Source organism: Streptomyces sp. RK9 (genome assembly GCF_045070545.1).
In the GTDB taxonomy this organism is placed as follows: domain Bacteria; phylum Actinomycetota; class Actinomycetes; order Streptomycetales; family Streptomycetaceae; genus Streptomyces; species Streptomyces alboflavus.
On the sequence record NZ_CP173704.1, the window covers coordinates 826,426 to 842,424 of the forward strand.

Sequence of the window (15,999 nt, forward strand, 5' to 3'; positions counted from 1 at the left end):
CCGAGCCTCCCCGAGGGCGGGGAGGCTCAGGGGCCGAGGGCGGCGAGTGGGTGCTGCCGTTCGTGAGCCCGGTGCCCGTCAGGCTGCGGCGGGTTCGAGGTCCTGGCCGGTGAGAGCTTCGGTGAGCATGGCGACCAGGTCGCGGGCGGCGTTGGGGGTGACCGCGTTGCCGAGCATCTGGACCTTGGTGCGCTTGTCCTTCGGGGTCAGCAGGTAGTCGGCCGGGAACTCCATCGCGGCCTGGTACTCGTGCGGCTCCAGCATCCGAAACCGCAGGTCCTCCACCGTGTCCACGGGGCCGCCGGCGAGGGCGGCGTGCCGGTCGATGGTGGTCACGGTGGGCAGCGGCTCGGACGCGGGGCGCGCGGCGGAGGTGCTGTAGTACGGCAGCACCATGTCCGGGGCAGCGAGGTAGAGGTGGTTGCCGCCCGCGCACACGGTCGCGGTGGGCTCGGTGATGGCCCGGTGCGAGGAGGCGCCGCCCCGCAGTTCGACCATGTACGGCGGCACGGTGACGCCCGTCTCGTTGCGGGTGGAGCAGGTCCGCATCGGCATCTCGACGGGGATGGGCTGCTTGCCGTCGCGGCCCTCGACAGGGATCAGGCACGGGCGGGCGAACTGAGTGAACCCGGCCCGGATACGGCGCATCGTGGCCGCGGCGAGCGGGTCAAGACCCACATCCGCGCGGTCCTTGATGGCGACCGCGGGAAGCTGCCAGTCGACGATCTCGGCCGCCGCGCGGACCGCCGGTTCGACGACCTGGTTGCGGCACTCCACGCGCGGGCAGCGCCACTGGTACTGGTTGCGGGCCCCGTAGCGCCCCCAGGGCTTGAACGGGCTGCACAGCTTCGTCGTCTTCCAGCCCTGCATGGCACGCACCCGGCCGTGGACCGGGCACATCGCGTACGGGCGCAGCCACTTGTCGAAGTCCGGGGCGCGGGTGCCGGTCAGCCAGAACACGTCGTACTTACGGTCCCGGTTCTGAGCTGCGCCCCGGCCGTAGGCGGTGGCGTGCATGGAGTTGAGGTAGACCGCGCGGTGCTCGTAGCCCCAGGCCATCATGGTGTGCAGCCATGCGTCGTGGACGGCGCCGCGGTTGCTCTTGGGCCCCCACCAGCGGGACTCGACGACGTTCTCCACGATGACGGCCCGGTACTGGTGGGCCTCGGTGAAGCGGGGCACGTCCCACATGGTGGCGCGGGAGCGGATGGCGGCCTCGTTGGTGCCGTCCGGGGCGAACAGCCCGTCGTCCCATTCCCCGTGGTCACGCTTGACGCCTTGGGCGCCGGAGTGGTTGGTGCACTCCGGGGAGGCCCACAGGATGTCGGTGGTGGGGTAGCGGCGGGGTTCGACCTGGGAGAGGTCGGCACAGTCGTGGTCGGTGTTCGGGTGGTTGGCCTGGTGGGTGTCGACGGCGTGCCGGGCGTGGTTGGCGGCCATCCGCACGGCCACGCCGGGCACGGTGATGGCGCCGGTGGACGAACCACCGGCACCGCAGAACAGGTCGGTCAAGGTCAGCACTTGCCTACTCCTGAGGGTTCGACACGGGGCGGGAAGAGCCGGGGCGGCCGTGGTTCCTTGGCGAGAGACAGGCCGCCCCGGGCAGCGCTAGAACGGAATGTCGGCGGTCTTCTCGGCGGGCTTGCCCGCGGTGTTCCACGGGTCGTCGCCCGTGGCCTGGGTGGACTGCGCGGACCGCTTGGCGTTCACGGTGACGGTGGTGAAGCGCAGGCTCGCGCCGATGTCGTCGACCTCGACGGCGAGCATCGAGCGGTTCTCACCCTCGGGGGTCTGCCAGTTGTGCTGCCGGATCCGCCCCGACAGCACCACGCGCGAGCCCTTGGTCAGGGACTCCGCGACGTGCTCCGCGAGGGAGCGCCAGGCGGCGCAGCGGAAGAACGTGGACGTGCCGTCCTTCCACTGGCCGGAGTCCTTGTCGAAGGTGCGCGGAGTGGAGGCGACGGTGAACTTCGCCAGGGCGGAGCCGGTGGTGGTGAACTGCACCTCCGGGTCGGCGGTCAGGTTGCCGACGATGGTGATCGGGGTCTCTCCGAACGACATGCGGTGCTCCTTCAGCGGTGGTTGACGAGGGCGTCGGTGCGGATGACGACGAAGGTGTCGTCGATCGCGTCGTAGTGGACGTGGACCGGGCCGGGACCCTGGGTGCGGGCCTCAACGGCGCGGTGATCAGCCAGAAGCACAGCCCGCGGGTTGCCCGCGGGGTAGGCGTCCAGGCGGATCGAGTGGTGGCCGGTGCAATAGCGGCAGGCCATCGGTTGCCTCCGGCGGTTCAGCCGTAGAAGTTGCTGCGTTTGATGACGGCCTTGCGGATGTTGACCGTGCTCCCGCCCTCCGATACCGCGCGGGCCGCAGGGGCGCGCAGGAGGAGCAGCAGGAGGAGCAGGATCCACAGGCCAGCGCCGGAGGTGAAACCGGCGGCGGCGCTGATGGCCTGCCCGGCGCCGTAGCCAACTCCGGCGGACAGCACACCGCCGCCGATGCCGCCCCCGATGAGCCGCTGCGCGACAGGATCGAGCAGCGGCAGCGGGGACAGGTCACGCAGCTCGGGAGCCTGGACGCGCGCCGGGGCGAGGTGCTTGGGCATGGGGACCATGCGCCCGTAGGCGTCCGGCACCCACACCACCGGCTCACGCTCGACGCCCGTCTGAGCCGGCGCCAACGGCGCCGTGTACGGCTCAACGGACGTGATCGGGATGGGGTGATGGACTTCGACGGCCGTGAGCCGCTCGGGGTAGGACATGCAGTGCTCCCTTCGGGCCTGGCCGGGCGCTCGCACACCCCGCGCGTATCGCTTGCGCGCGGGGTGTGCGGGTCCTGAGCCCGGGTGTCAGGCGGGGGTGTCAGGCCGTGTCAGACGGCGGGTGTCAGGGCGCGTGACACCGCGTGTGCCTAGGGGTTTGGGTGTCAGGCGCCCGTGACGGTGTCAGGCGTCAGGCCGCCGTCAGGGCAGCGGGCGTCCCGTCGTCGGGGCGGGGGACGATCCGCCACCGGCCGGTCTTCCCGGTCTCCTTCAGGCGCCCCTCGAGGTAAGCCTCTTTGAGGCGGTCGGACACCCACGGACGCGAGAGCCCGTGGCGGTCGCACCAGTCCTTGAAGTCGACCGGACCGACGACCATCTGCCCGGCGGCCTCGAACTCGTCGAGCGCCTGGGCGAACAGGCGACGGGATTCCTCCGGGGAGGGCTTGCGGCCCGTCTCCTGCCCGAACAGCGGGACGTCGTCGCCCGGCTGCGGCGCGGGCAGCTCGGCTTCCTCGTCGATGCCCTCGTCCTCGGGGTCGACCATCAGGTCCTCGTCGTCGACGTCCAGGTCGTCGTCCACGCGTGCCTGTGTCGCCGACGGCACAGCCGTGTCGGGTGCGCGGCGGCCTGTGTACGCGGTCCCGGCGACCGAGGTGAGGGCGCGTGCGGTGACGGGATCGGCGGTGGCGCCGTGGCGCTGCGCCCACAGCGCGAGCAGCTGCATGGCGTCCACCGCGCGCGGCGTGAAGCGCCAGGTGCGGCCCGGGCAGGCGTACCGGTCCTCGTCGATGCCGGGGCTGACGACGTAGCAGTAGCCGGGCTTGCGGTTGCGCCACGTGCCCGGGTGGGCGCCCGCGGCCAAGACCTCGTCGGGCAGGCTGAACCCCTCGTCATCCGGAGCGCAGCCCAGCGCGACCACGGACGGCAGCGAGGCCCGCGTGGACGTCGACATCTGGTCGTAGGACGGACGCTGAAGGGAGACGACCAGGGCAGCGCCCGCCGATCGGGCTTCCTGAGCGATGCCGGTGAAGGCGTCGTCGCCGATGAACCGCAGGGTGTTCGCGGCTTCCTCGAACCAGGCGACCATGAACGGCATCCCCGGGCAGCCGCACGCACGGCCGTCGGGGCGGCAGGAGCGCTTCGGGTCGCGCTGCTCGCGCGCGGCCTCGGGCACCCACTGGCGGTAGCCGTGGGCACCGAGCCAGGCCGTGCGGGCCGGGATCGCGGCCTGAACGGCGGTGACCATGACCTCGGTCGGGGCGCCGCCCTCGGCTGCCCAGTCGTAGCCGGGCAGCAGCGGGCGGAAGTCCTGGAACGCCTTCGGGTCGGACATCAGCAGGACGACGTCGCGCCGCGAGAGGATCTCGGTCTGCAGGTTGAGGGCGGCGTCGCCCTTGCCGGACCCGGTGCCGCCCGCGATCAGCACGTGCGTGGAGTTGCGGTTCACCTCCGGGTCCGGGTCGCCGGGCAGCCACATCATCATCGGGGTGCCGTCGTCATAGCGGCCGATGACCAGCGGGTCCACGATCGACCCACCCAGGTTCGACGGCCCTTCCCATTCCACGGTCTGGGCCAACATGTCCTCGGGGACGATGACCAGGTCACCGCGCCGGTTGGAGTCCGCATCAGGCTGGTAGCGCACTGCCGATGCGGGCAGGTCCAGCGCGGACGCGATGCGTCCCAGCGCCCCGGCCATGTCCGCGTTGGTCTGCGTCCCCGGATCCAGCGCGACCGGCGCGGTGACCCGGTTCGGCTCCGCCCGGGCCGCGCGGATCTGCGCCCGCGCCAGCCCGATCTTCTCCATCAGCCCGCCGTCCGCGCCGCCCGTACCGTCGCTGGTGTCGGACGTGCGCATGAAGATCCGCACGTTCCACGACAGCGCCAGTGCCGAGCCGCCCATCAGGTACGCGTCGTCGACCGGCCCGGCCATCGGCCCGGCCAGGCACGCGGCCGTCAGCCACGCCGACCCGGCCGCCGTGGTGATCGCGGAGTGCAGACGGCGCTGCTTGCTCGCCGCCTTGCCCATCACCCACGCGCCGCCGGACAGCGCCACCGACGTCAGGGTCAGGCCGACGGCGGCACCCGGGGACGCGCCCCACCGGTCGTGACCGAGGACCCCGGCCAGGCCGACCCCGGCCATCCCGAGCCAGGGCGGCAGGTGCGGCTTCGCGCGGTGCAGGAGGTAGTTGCCGACCCCGCCCGCGCCGCCCTCGCGGGTGTTCACGAGGTGTGCGAGCTGCGCGTGTGCGGTCTCATCGACCGCCGTCCGGCGCCTCACTGCTGTGCCCAGTTCATCGACGGGGCCTTGGGCCTGCGGGCCCGGTGCCGGACGCGGTTGATCTCTTCCTGGTACTCCTGCTGGAACGCCGAGTAGGCGGCGGCCGCGTTCTTCGCCGCGCTCCGCAGCCCGTTGGCGGACTTCTTCAGCTTGCGGGAGACCTTCGCCGCGCGGATCCGCGAACCGAAGGCCCGGCCCTCGGGGTCGGGCACGGAGGCGAGGACGCTGTGCAGGATCTCCGAGGCCATGGCGACCTCCATGGACATCATCACGCCCGCCGCGCGCAGGGTGTTGCAGTAGTTGCGCACCTGCGCCGGGGAGTTGAACTCCGGCGGCGGCAGCAGCGACTGCCCACCCGCGGCGTGGCGCCCGTTTCCGCGGTTGACGTTGATGTTGATCGACGGCATGAAGGAGCCGCCCATCGCGCCGACGAAGCCGCCGGCGGCGGCCCCGGCATTGGCGAACTTGTTGCCCTTGTCAGCACCGCGCGCGGCGCCGTTGCGGGTCGGGGTAGCCATCAGTCCTTCTCCTTGGAGGTCATGCGACGCACGGTGAACCACAGGCCGTTCACGGCCAGCAGGCCCAGGAACCAGAGGACTTCGAGCGGCCCGGCCAGCGGTCCCAGGAGGATCGCGAGCCCGGCCCACAGCCCCACCACGGCCGCGACGGACGCCGCACCCCACTTCCACGCCCGGTTCTCGTCAGCCAGACGGCCGCGGTAGGGCGAGGGGGTGAGGAGCAGGATCAGGGGCAGCAGTCCGACCGTGGCGACCAGGACACTCGCCCACGGCGCCAGGGCGTGCAGCACGGCGGTCGCGATCAGGGACAGCACGGCCAGCCCGGTGGGGAGCAGCGCCATCCGGTGGTGCCATAACAGGCGCCCTACGGTGCGCAGGGCCTGGCTGGACAGGGTGGGGCGTTCGGGCACCACCAGCAGGAACGACTGCTGACGGCGCCCACGCTGGCGCGGGATACGGACGGTGGTGGCCCCGGCGGGTACCTTCACGGTGCGCGCCCGGGGACGGGTACGACTGGACACAGCGAAACTCCAGGAAATCGAAGGGAAGTTGCTGGGGTTCAGGCGGCGGGCTGCTCTTCGGCGGCGATGCAGGCGCCGCAGATGCCGTGGGAGCGCGGGATGCAGTAGCCGACATCGCGCAGGCAGCGCGGGCAGGTGCGGCGCGCGAGCATGGCCAGCGCGAGCGCACCCCACTTGCGGGAGGTCATCGGGCGGACCCTCGCGGCGCGGTCGATGCGGTAGAGGTAGGCGACGCGGACCCCGCCCGCGCGGCGGTTGGCCCGCATCACCTGCGCGGCAATCGGCTGTCCGCCGGGCCGCAGCCCGCGGGCCCGTAACTGCCGCATGGTGGCCAGGCCGTCCGGAGCCATCTGCCAGGGGTAGGTGGGGATGCCGTGCCGGGCCCCGGTCGGGTCGAAGCACTTGCCGTAGACACCGGACATCAGCCCACCGCCTCAACCAGCGCAGCACCCGCACGCGGGGCGGCCGGGGAGCGCTGCTCCTGCAGCCGGGCGGACACCCAGCCCACCGACCACCCGGTGTCATCCGCGAGCTGCCGCACCGTGCGCTCACCCTCACGGAACGAGGCGATGTAGGCGCGGGCCTGGCTCTCCGACATCTTCATGAACACGCCCGCCGCGTTGTTCACGCCGCTCGCCACCGTGTTCACGGGGCGGGCCGGGCTGTTCACCGGGGAGGGAGCGGGCATGCCCGGCAGGGTGTGCTGACGCTCGCGGGCGGCTGTCTGCTCAGGGCGTGAACGCTCCGCCTGTTCATGGTGTTCACGGCGGCGCGCGTCTTCGTGCTCTTGCTGCTCACGCCGTACGCGGTCGTCGTGTTCGCGCTGCTCACGGCGCATGTCCGCCTCACTGGCGAGGCGTTCACGCTCCATCTGGGCTGCGTGCTCACGCTCTTCGCGGCGCTGGTTCTGCTCGCGCTCGAACCGCTCCCGCTCGACGCGTTCAGCGTGTTCACGGGTGGCCTGTTCAGCGTGTTCACGCGCCCGCTGCTCGCGTTCACGCACGGCCCGCGCCTGCTGTTCACGGGCGGCCTGTTCCTCGGCTCGTGAACGCTCGATGTGTTCAAGGGCTCGGCCGATCGCGCGCCGGTAGGCGAGCCCGGCCTCCGCGGTGACGATCAGCAGGAGCGGAGCGACCGCGTGCACGGCCACCCCGACCAGATCCTGTTTCAGGGCGCTGTCGCCGATGTTGAGGAGCAGCGTCATCAGCCCGGTCATCCACCGCAGCACCGCCGGCCACCGGCCGCCGCTGCCCCCGAGGCGGGCCACGACCGCGTCCAGACGCACGACGATGACCACGGCCGCGTCGACCACGAGCGGGAGGATCGGGGCCGTCCACTGCCACTCGGCAGGCGTGACCCGCTCCACCAACGGCGTCACCGTCAAGACGGAGTACAGCACCGCACCGCCGGTGATGGCCCATGTGCCGGTGGCGAGGGTGCGCTCCGCGGACTGGACTTGCGCGGGAGTCAGGGACTCAAGCATCGCCGCCCCCGCCCTGTCCGCCTTCGCCCCCGGTGCTGACCGCGGTACCGAAGGCGGTCAGATGGACCGAGGCTCCCGCGAAGTCGGTGTGCGCCTTCAGGACCCACGTCCGACCGCCGCTCTGCGTGCCGAACCGCACGCTCTCGTGGGCGATACCGAGCGCGAGCCGCCACGGCTCAAAGGCCCTCAGGTCGTCGTGCCAGGACAGCTCCAACCGCTCCGGGAAAATCGGCGAAAGGTGCACCGCAGGCGCCGGAAGCCCGGGGAACTCAGCCGCCACCGCACGCAACGCCCGCAGCGAAACCGTCAGCTCCTTCATCGCCAGATCGGTCTTCACGCGGCCACCGCCACACCCTGCACCGCGCAGTGGCCCGCGCGCCGCGCCGACGCCTTACGACGCGCCCGCCGGGCTCGCGGCGACTGCTTGGGCAAGTCGCTCGCCTTCAGCAGGGCCCGGGCGTAAGCCGCGGCCAGCGGGTCGACCTCCCGCAGCTCCGCGAGGACCTCGCGGGCCACCGCCAGCCGCGCCGCCCGCTCCTCCTCCGACTCCCCGAACTCGCCGGTGAACAACTCCGTGTCGAACCCCGCCGAACGCTCAGCGAAGCCCAACGCCAACTCCACGAACTCCGCTGCCGTAACAGCGACATGACCAGCAACGATGCACCTCATGGGTCGTGTCTCCTAGTCAGTGGGACGGCCCGAAAAGCGCCCCCGGAGTTGCCGCTCCGGGGGCGTCAGCCATGGAAAGGAACCGCACCAAGACCGGCGCGGTGGGACCTTCGAAAGTCCTCATCAAACGAGCAGGCCATCGACGTACCGTCGACGCCCTGCTCGCATGACGAGTGACGGGAAACCCGTCACTGTCATCTCGCGGCTCCATGCGTGCCTCGCTCCGCCTCCTGTGGACGGCACGCGGTCACCGCGCCACTCAGTCGTCACTCGCTGAGTGGTTGCTCCCTGGATGCCATGGGCTGGGTGCGGCCCAATCAACGGGGTCCCCGGGATCCGTTCCCTGGGTCTACGCCCGAGGGTCAGATCAGCGGCTTAGCCGATGACACCGATCGATCCGTGAAGACGACGGGCTTCTACGTCTCCCCTTCCGCTCGAACCGCGTGCAAGCGAGTCCGGCGGGGTCCTGCAGAGTTCGTGCGGAGGCTCTGCGCACGCCGAGTAAGCCCCTTTCGGAGCCCTCAGGCGGCAAACCTCCCTAGGGACATTTAAAGCACATCTCCCTAGGGAGGTCAACGGGGCATGAAAAAAGGGGCCCGCGTGAGCGGGCCCCTTTGGGCAGAGTTCGGTGAGGTCAGCCAGTGATGCGGTACTCCAGGACATACACCCCGGCATCGAGCAGCATCCTGTTCACCTCAACCGGCTTACCATCCTCCGTCAGAGCCGTCCGGTAGATCTCCACCACCGGAGTTCCCTCAGCCAAGTGCAGACGCTCAGTCTCCTCCTGGCTGGGCATCCGCGACCGCAGCTCCTCCACAAACCGAACGGGCTTGGCACCGAGTTCGGCCAGGCGGGCGTACGTACCGCCAGGTCCGGTGTCCTCCTGCTCGATGGCCGACCCCCGCACGAGATCGGCCGGCAGGTACGAGATGGCAGCCTGGACGGGCTCCCCTTCAACGGCGAACAGCCGATCACGGATTACTACGGGTGCCCCTTCCTCAAGGTCGAGGATGCGCGCCACATCGTCCGGAGCCGGAGCCTCGTGGACCCGCAGTTCGGTGACCGCCATGGGGCGCTGACCGATGTCGGCACTCCAGATGGAGCGACCAGCACCCCACGTCTCCGAGGAAAGCCTCTGGTTCGCAACCCGCCGAATCGGCTGGAACTCCCGAACGTAGGTACCGCTACCCTTCCGCCGGACGGCCAGCCCTTCCGACACAAGCAGCATCAAGGCCCGCCGCGCTGTCTCCTTGGCCACCCCGTGCTTCTTCACGAGGGCAGGCTCACCGGGGAGTCGAGCGCCGGGCGCTAGCTCGCCAGAGCGAATACGCTCCCGCAGCTCGTCGGCGATCTCCCGGGCGGTCTCCGCCATGAAGCTCCTCACTTCCCTAGGGTGGTCTTGTACAGCTTGACACATAGCCGCCGGTTACCCCATCGAAGGGGGCTGCATGAACGAAGCCGCCGCCGTCGCAGCCCTACAGAGGCACCCCGTGGGGCCCGCCTCCCCTGCCCCGTTCGGCACGGCTCTTTGTCCAGTGCACTGACGGACGCCCTCGTTCAGCGCTATATGGGCGCCCCGCCCTACCCACACCCCCCGCGAACTCCCACGCCCCCCTCCGAACGGTCGTACGCACAGTTGTCACTCATGTCTCTCTCCTCTGTGCGCTCTGGCCTCGCACGCGGCAAGTCGGCCGCCGGTGCCCCGAGCCGGATTCGATCCTGCGCCCTCGCGGCGAGATACCGGACCTGAAGAAGTGCGCAGACCAGGTCCGCGCGGTCCGTCTTTTCGACTCGTGGAGACGGGGCTCTCGGTCGCTGGCGTAGTCGTGCAAGATGACGGCCGTGTCCTGGTCATCAACCCCGGGGGCGGGGGGATCTATGCGCGGCTTGAGGAGCACGGACACACGCTGTTCCCGTCCGGGGCCTCGGACGGCCCAACGTAGAGGATGCTCACGCTGGGCGGGTGTCCGCATCTCAGTCAGGCGGTTGACCGGGGCCTACAAGAACATGAGCCGGGCTGTGGCGGCTCTCATCATCCTGTACCGGCCGGTCGATGGTACGGAGCGGACGTCGAGCGAGTCGACAGCTGTCGAATGGCTGACCGCGGAGGATGCCGAGTAGGTGATGGGGGAGGTCTACGTCGTGCGCGTGCTCAATGCCCTCGATGCCGCGAGCGCCCCCACCCACCACGTCCGCTCGCACGACGGTCGCCACCTGCTCGAGTCACCTGAGCCGACATCATTCCCGGCCATTGGTGACAGCCATGGTGTTCGCCTTATCAACGGCGTGAGCGCTTCGGCCATGCGGCCAGTCGATGCCTGGGACGCCTCAATCAGGGCTTGCCCTACCCGCCAGTCGCGCCTATGCCACTTCTACTTCACGCCTCTTTCTTATGCGATCCATCGCAAAGCGAACAAACGTAACAATCAGTAGCTTCAGGCCGAATGAAGGGACGAATGTCCCAGCAACAATCCAAAATGTCCCCCACCATCCACGGTCGCCGTCAGCATCTATTACGGGCAGCCAGAAGAAGTTACCAGCGAGCAGCCACAACCACTTTCCAGTCTCGATGGGGAATCTACCCACCCTAAGCTCGAAGAACACAACCAGGGCCATGATGAACATGAACAGGTAGAGGTTGGAAACCCATAACCATGCGGGCATGTCAGATGAACCCTCTGCGAAGCGGATTTGGTAAGGCCACACCCACAACATGAGTATGATCAGGATCATCATCGGTAGAGCCGCGATGAGGTTCCTACGGACGACCTTGAGCCGCTCCTCATACTTCAGGGCGATGTCTGCAATCCCCTCAAACAAGGGGTTGGGGGCAGTTAAGGGATCCAGCCCTTTCCTGGCACGAACCGCTTCACTGAGTGCTTCTTCTTCGGTTGCTGCGCGGATGCGCATTCTTTCGTCGCCAGCGTAGGTAGCGACTTCTGTATAGAAATTCTCGATCGTTTCCGAGTTCAGCGGACAGGAGTTCGCCACTTGAACCCATCCCGGACTCTCCGTCGTGGACTTCAAGCGATCCGTGAGATTAACCCAGAATAATTCCCGCTTCTTCATGTCGTACACGACGCCAAGAATGGGAATGCGACTCTGTCGCCAATCTTCGAAATGATCCTCGACGGGAATCGCATACCCGTTCGCCCGCTTGTACTTCTTGCCGCTCTTCACCTGAATAGCGACCCAGTATGGCGTTCTCTTACCGGCGCGTGTGAAGTTTACGATCATGTCCTCGCCGTGATCGTTCCCTCCGTCGATCTCCTGAACGATGTGCTCGTGCTCCTCGAGGAGTGCACGCAGGGCATTGACGCCTGCCCTTTCGATCTTGCGGCTCGCCCGAACAGTTGACACCGTTCCCCCTTGAAGTCAGTCACCGCCAGGTTAGTAGCAGGCACTGACAACTTGGGTAGTTGTAGCAGTCAAGTCCAGTGCTGGCCTGGTGTGTTGGAGTTCGCCAGCTCACGAGGCAACCTCCGCTGTCGACATCAATAGCTGACATCAACAGGGGCGTACAACGGCGCACAGCAGCGGCCTCGGAGGCTGCTCCCCGTGGTCGGTCCGCGCAGCTCGCCCATTGCGTTTGAGTGATCCGAAACGGCGGTGCACCCGCCTACGGAACAGGTGAAAGTCCTGCATGCTGGCCGCCCGTCAGCTGTCATGGATGGGACCCAACCTGTCTGGAGGGAAGCGTGCCTCAGAGCCACGAAGGAATCCTCGTTCCAGTGCCGCGCGAGGGCGGAGCATGGAGCATGCAGTGGCAAGTCAAGTGCCCCGCGTGCGGCATCGAAGAAGTGGAGCAGGGAGGAGGTCCCGACCACGAGGCGGTCACGGTCCACCCTGACCGCGACAGTCACGGTAGTCCTCTCGGAACCAGAGGCGGATTCGTCAGTGTGGAGCTGACCTGCGCAGCAGGTCACGGGTTCGACTTCATCGTCAGCAACCACAAGGGGGCTGAGTTCGTTGGCGTTGTCCCACGGACCTGATCTCGTTGTCCTGATCATTGTCCAGTCCGCCGACGGACGTCACTGTCCACAGACGTTCGCGCATGCGCTCTGACCTGCCGCGCGAACGTCTATGAACAGCCCCGCACAGCAATACGCACAGTTGGAAAGCGTGTTGGGGGCAACCCCTCACGAGTTCGAATCTCGTATCCTCCGCCAGTGCCTCACCGGGCACTAACGTTGAAGGGCCCCACCGTTCGCGGTGGGGCCCTTCGACGTGTGCGGTGTCCGCTCGTGCGGCCCGGTGGCCCGGGCTCGCGTGCCCGGGCCGCGGGAGGCCGATGGTCAGTGGTCGTTGATGAAGCCCGCGACCGAGCCGCCGTTGTCGCCGCGGCCCTCGAAGTTGAGGGTGTACTGGCCGCCCTCCGCCAGGTTGTACCTGCCGCCTTCGGCGGCCGAGTGGGACGTGCAGGTGCCCTTGCCGCCGCGGGCGTACATCTTGTAGCCCTCGATGTCGGGGTTCAGGCGGTCCACCGTCGTCCAGGCCGAGTGGCCGTTCGCAGCCGTGTCGCACACGGAGATTATGTCTCCGCGCTCCTTCACGTAGACCTTGACGCCGGTCCCCGACCACACGTGGTCCCACGAGCTGCCGCCGGGCGGGACGGGGCCGGCCGTGGCAGTTGGCGCGTTCACGGCGCCCAGCGCGGCCAGGGCGGCCGCGCCGACCAGGGCGGCGACGGTGCGACGCGCACGGCGTGAGCGGTGCAGGGCGGTGGAGAAAGCGCTGATCTGAGGCATGTTCCCTCTCAGTTGAAGCAGCTGGATGGGGTGATCACCCTACGAACCGCTCGACATCACGTCAGGCGAGAACAAGCCACTGTGACGAAGTCGGGACGCTCAGGACCGTGTCCTGCCGGGAGACGCCCCGGCCCCAGCCGGACATATGACCGCTCAGGTGCCCACGCGGTCCGCGTCGGCCGTCGGCCTGGCCGCGGGCGCGAGGGGCGTGGTCCTCGTGCGGGAGCGGCCGCGGAGGCCGAAGGCGCCGACCGTTACCGCCAGCAGGGCGGTGGCGAGGGGGACCGTGAGGGCTGCCTGGTAGCCGTCGAGGAGGGCCGTGGGGGTGGTGGAGTCCGTGGCGGCTACGTTGACGGCGGTGGCGGCGGAGAGGCCGAGGGCCGCGCCGAACTGGAAGGACGTGTAGAGGAGGCCGCCCGCCAAGCCCTGTTCCGACTCCTCGACGCCCTCGGTGGCGACGATGGTGAGCGGGCCGTAGGCCAGGGAGAAGCCGAGGCCCAGGATGATCAGGCTCGGGAGCATCATCGGGTACGTCCAGTCGGCGCCCACCGGCAGGAACATGGCGTACGAGAGTGCCGCGAGGAGCAGGCCGCCGAAGATCACCCGGGCGTTGCCGAACCGGTCCACCAGCTTGGGGGTGAGGGTGGGCGACAGCATCGCGTCGACGCCGATGACGATCATCGCGAAGCTCGTCTCGAGCGTGGACCAGCCCCGCAGCTCCTGGAGGTAGAGCACCACGAGGAACTGGAAGCCGAAGAAGCCCGCGGCGAAGAGCAGGCCCACGACGTTGGCGCGGACCAGCGAACCGCGGCGCAGGATGCCGAGGCGCACCAGGGGGTTCGCGACGCGGCGCTCGACCGCCACGAAGGCCGCGAGGAAGGCCAGACCCGCTGCGAGTGTGCCGGCCGTCCAGCCGACGCTCGTGTGCGAGGCGCGCTCGACGCCCAGGACGAGCAGCACGATCGCCGCGCTGACCGTGACCGCGCCCCCGAGGTCCACGCTCTGCCCCGCGCGCTCCGGGCGCGGCGACTTCGGCACCAGCGCCAGCGCGGCGACCAGGATGACCGCGGACAGCGCGACCGGGGCGAAGAACACCCAGCGCCAGTCGACCGCCGTGAGCAGCCCGCCGACGACCAGGCCGACGGAGAAGCCGCCCGCCGCCGTGCCGGAGTAGATGAGCAGCGCCCGGTCGCGCTGCGCGCCCTCCGCGAAGCTCGTCGTGATGATGGACAGGCCCGCCGGAGTCATGAAGGCCGCCGCCACGCCGGTGACGAACCGCGCGGCGATCAGCATCCAGCCCTCCGTGGCGAATCCGCCGAGGCCGGAGAAGAGCAGGAAGACGGACAGCCAGAAGACGAACATGCGGCGGCGCCCGAAGAGGTCGGCCGCGCGCCCGCCGAGCAGCATGAAGCCGCCGTAGCCGAGGACGTAGGCGCTCATGACCCACTGCAGCTCGCCGGTGGACATGCCGAGTTCGGCACGGATCGACGGCAGGGCCACGTTGAGCATGGCCACGTCGATGCCCTCAAGGAAGATCGCCCCGCACAGGACGAGCAATACGCCCCAGTTTCTCCCGCTCATCTGCATTTCTCGGCCCTGCGCTTCCTCGGTGAAGTCCGGTGGTGTCCCGGTGGAGTTCGGTGATGGAGTTCGGTGATGGAGTTCGGTGATGTCTCGGTGGGGTGATGTGAGGGCGGGGGTGCCCCGCTCTGTCACCCGCTCCATCACCCTCGATCAGCCGGGCAGGGGGAACAACGGCGAAGATCGCGACGTTCGTTCAGTCACGCTTACCGATCAGGCCTACCGATGCGGAGGACCGGCGTGACGTCCATGGACCGCGATGAGCTGGAGTGCTTCCTGATCCTCGCCGAGGAGCTGCACTTCGGTCGCACCGCCGAGCGCATGCGGCTGTCCCGGGCCCGGGTGAGCCAGCTCGTGCAGCGGCTCGAACGGCGCGTCGGCGCCCTGCTGTTCGTCCGTACGAGCCGCCGGGTCGGCCTCACCGCCCTCGGCCGGCAGCTCCGCGCCGACCTGGAGCCGCATCACCGCGCGATCGACGCGGCCCTCGCCAAGGCCGCAGATACCGCGCGCGGGGTCAGCGGGGTGCTGCACGTCGGCTTCTCCGGACCCCCGGCCGGTGAGCTCGTGATGCGGGCCGCCGACGCGCTGCGCGCCACCCATCCCGAACTCGACGTGGAGGTCTGCGAGGTGCCGCTGTCCGATCCGTACGGGCCGCTGCGCAAGGGCGAGTTCGACATCCAGCTCACCGAGCTGCCCGTACGCGAGGAGGACTTGGGCGAGGGGCCCGCGCTGCTCACGGAGGAGCGGGTGCTCGCCGTCGCGTCCGGGCATCCCCTCGCCGCCCGCCGGCGGATCTCGCTGGAGGACCTGGCCGAGGTGCCGCTCCTGAGCGTCGCCGGTGAACTCCCCGCGTACCGGCAGGAGTACCAGGTCCCCGCGCACACCCCCGCGGGCCGCCCCGTCGCGCGCGGCCCGGCCGTCACCAACATGCAGGAGGCCCTGATGCTCGTCGCCGCGGGCAAGGGCGCCTTCCTCACCGCCGCGCACACCGCCACCTACTACGCCCGCCCCGGCGTCTCCTACCTCACCTTCGACGACGCCGCCCCCGTCGGCTACGGCCTCGTCTGGCGCGTCGGCGACAGCACCGGCGCGGTGCGGGCGTTCGCGCGGGCCGCGCTGAAGGCGGCGCGGGGTCCGGCGGAGAAGGCGATGGGGAAGGAGACGGACCAGGCGGCGGACCAGGCGGCGGCGAAGGTGGGCGGGGGCGGCGTCCGGATGGCGGGGGCCGCGTAGCCCCACGTACCGCCACCACTCGTCAGCAGGGCTCCGGCCCCGGCCGGTCGGCGAGCACCGGCTGCGGTGTGAGGGCGCGTGCCGCGGCGCGCTCCGGCCCCTCCTTCCACCGCCCGCCCCGCCCGGTGGCAGGAGGGCGAAGAGGGGTGCTGGGTACACCCCCGGACACCGCCTCGCCCCATGCCCCGGCGCCCGCGTCCGCAGCAG

16 protein-coding genes are annotated in these 15,999 nt (G+C 69.6%); 1 reads left to right on the forward strand and 15 read right to left on the reverse strand.

Annotated features, from left to right (window positions below):
* Positions 1 to 78: 78 nt before the first annotated feature.
* The 15 genes from AB6L24_RS23790 to AB6L24_RS23860 form a co-directional block, all read right to left on the reverse strand.
* Positions 79 to 1,521, reverse strand: coding sequence for a DNA cytosine methyltransferase (locus AB6L24_RS23790; protein WP_405658195.1), 1,443 nt, complete (start codon positions 1,519 to 1,521; stop codon positions 79 to 81).
* An 87-nt stretch (positions 1,522 to 1,608) separates the two neighbouring features.
* Positions 1,609 to 2,061 (reverse strand): single-stranded DNA-binding protein, encoded by a 453-nt coding sequence (ssb, locus tag AB6L24_RS23795; protein WP_405658198.1) that lies wholly within the window; start codon positions 2,059 to 2,061, stop codon positions 1,609 to 1,611.
* 11 nt (positions 2,062 to 2,072) lie between these two features.
* On the reverse strand, positions 2,073 to 2,273 hold the full coding sequence (locus AB6L24_RS23800) for a hypothetical protein (protein ID WP_405658200.1): 201 nt from the start codon (positions 2,271 to 2,273) through the stop codon (positions 2,073 to 2,075).
* A gap of 17 nt (positions 2,274 to 2,290) precedes the next feature.
* A complete protein-coding gene (locus AB6L24_RS23805) occupies positions 2,291 to 2,761 on the reverse strand; it encodes a hypothetical protein (RefSeq protein ID WP_405658202.1) in 471 nt (156 codons plus the stop codon).
* Positions 2,762 to 2,951: 190 nt separating this feature from the next.
* Complete coding sequence (gene traB, locus AB6L24_RS23810) at positions 2,952 to 4,985, reverse strand: plasmid transfer protein TraB (RefSeq protein WP_405658204.1); 2,034 nt, start codon at positions 4,983 to 4,985, stop codon at positions 2,952 to 2,954.
* A 50-nt stretch (positions 4,986 to 5,035) separates the two neighbouring features.
* Positions 5,036 to 5,557: a plasmid transfer protein TraA gene (gene traA, locus AB6L24_RS23815; RefSeq protein ID WP_405658206.1), complete on the reverse strand. Its 522-nt coding sequence runs from the start codon at positions 5,555 to 5,557 to the stop codon at positions 5,036 to 5,038.
* The gene (locus tag AB6L24_RS23820) at positions 5,557 to 6,045 is read right to left on the reverse strand and encodes a hypothetical protein (RefSeq protein ID WP_405658208.1); all 489 of its coding nucleotides are present in this window, start codon (positions 6,043 to 6,045) and stop codon (positions 5,557 to 5,559) included. Before AB6L24_RS23820 ends, traA begins: the two co-directional genes overlap by 1 nt.
* A 71-nt stretch (positions 6,046 to 6,116) precedes the next feature.
* Complete coding sequence (locus AB6L24_RS23825) at positions 6,117 to 6,500, reverse strand: RRQRL motif-containing zinc-binding protein (protein ID WP_405658211.1); 384 nt, start codon at positions 6,498 to 6,500, stop codon at positions 6,117 to 6,119.
* Complete coding sequence (locus AB6L24_RS23830) at positions 6,500 to 7,561, reverse strand: DUF2637 domain-containing protein (RefSeq protein ID WP_405658213.1); 1,062 nt, start codon at positions 7,559 to 7,561, stop codon at positions 6,500 to 6,502. The genes AB6L24_RS23825 and AB6L24_RS23830 overlap by 1 nt, the downstream gene beginning before the upstream one ends.
* Positions 7,554 to 7,898, reverse strand: a complete 345-nt coding sequence (locus AB6L24_RS23835) for a hypothetical protein (RefSeq protein ID WP_405658215.1) — start codon at positions 7,896 to 7,898, stop codon at positions 7,554 to 7,556. The genes AB6L24_RS23830 and AB6L24_RS23835 overlap by 8 nt, the downstream gene beginning before the upstream one ends.
* The gene (locus AB6L24_RS23840) at positions 7,895 to 8,230 is read right to left on the reverse strand and encodes a hypothetical protein (RefSeq protein WP_405658217.1); all 336 of its coding nucleotides are present in this window, start codon (positions 8,228 to 8,230) and stop codon (positions 7,895 to 7,897) included. The genes AB6L24_RS23835 and AB6L24_RS23840 overlap by 4 nt, the downstream gene beginning before the upstream one ends.
* A 634-nt stretch (positions 8,231 to 8,864) precedes the next feature.
* The gene (locus AB6L24_RS23845) at positions 8,865 to 9,602 is read right to left on the reverse strand and encodes a GntR family transcriptional regulator (protein WP_405658219.1); all 738 of its coding nucleotides are present in this window, start codon (positions 9,600 to 9,602) and stop codon (positions 8,865 to 8,867) included.
* Positions 9,603 to 10,591: 989 nt separating this feature from the next.
* Positions 10,592 to 11,590, reverse strand: a complete 999-nt coding sequence (locus AB6L24_RS23850) for a DUF4365 domain-containing protein (protein ID WP_405658221.1) — start codon at positions 11,588 to 11,590, stop codon at positions 10,592 to 10,594.
* 935 nt (positions 11,591 to 12,525) lie between these two features.
* Complete coding sequence (locus tag AB6L24_RS23855) at positions 12,526 to 12,978, reverse strand: hypothetical protein (RefSeq protein ID WP_380843411.1); 453 nt, start codon at positions 12,976 to 12,978, stop codon at positions 12,526 to 12,528.
* A 153-nt stretch (positions 12,979 to 13,131) separates the two neighbouring features.
* On the reverse strand, positions 13,132 to 14,559 hold the full coding sequence (locus AB6L24_RS23860; RefSeq protein WP_405658224.1) for an MFS transporter: 1,428 nt from the start codon (positions 14,557 to 14,559) through the stop codon (positions 13,132 to 13,134).
* Positions 14,560 to 14,808: 249 nt separating this feature from the next.
* On the opposite strand from AB6L24_RS23860, the gene AB6L24_RS23865 reads away from it, so the two are divergent.
* Entirely contained in the window at positions 14,809 to 15,792 is a 984-nt protein-coding gene (locus AB6L24_RS23865) for a LysR family transcriptional regulator (RefSeq protein WP_405663287.1), read from the forward strand.
* Positions 15,793 to 15,999: the final 207 nt, after the last annotated feature.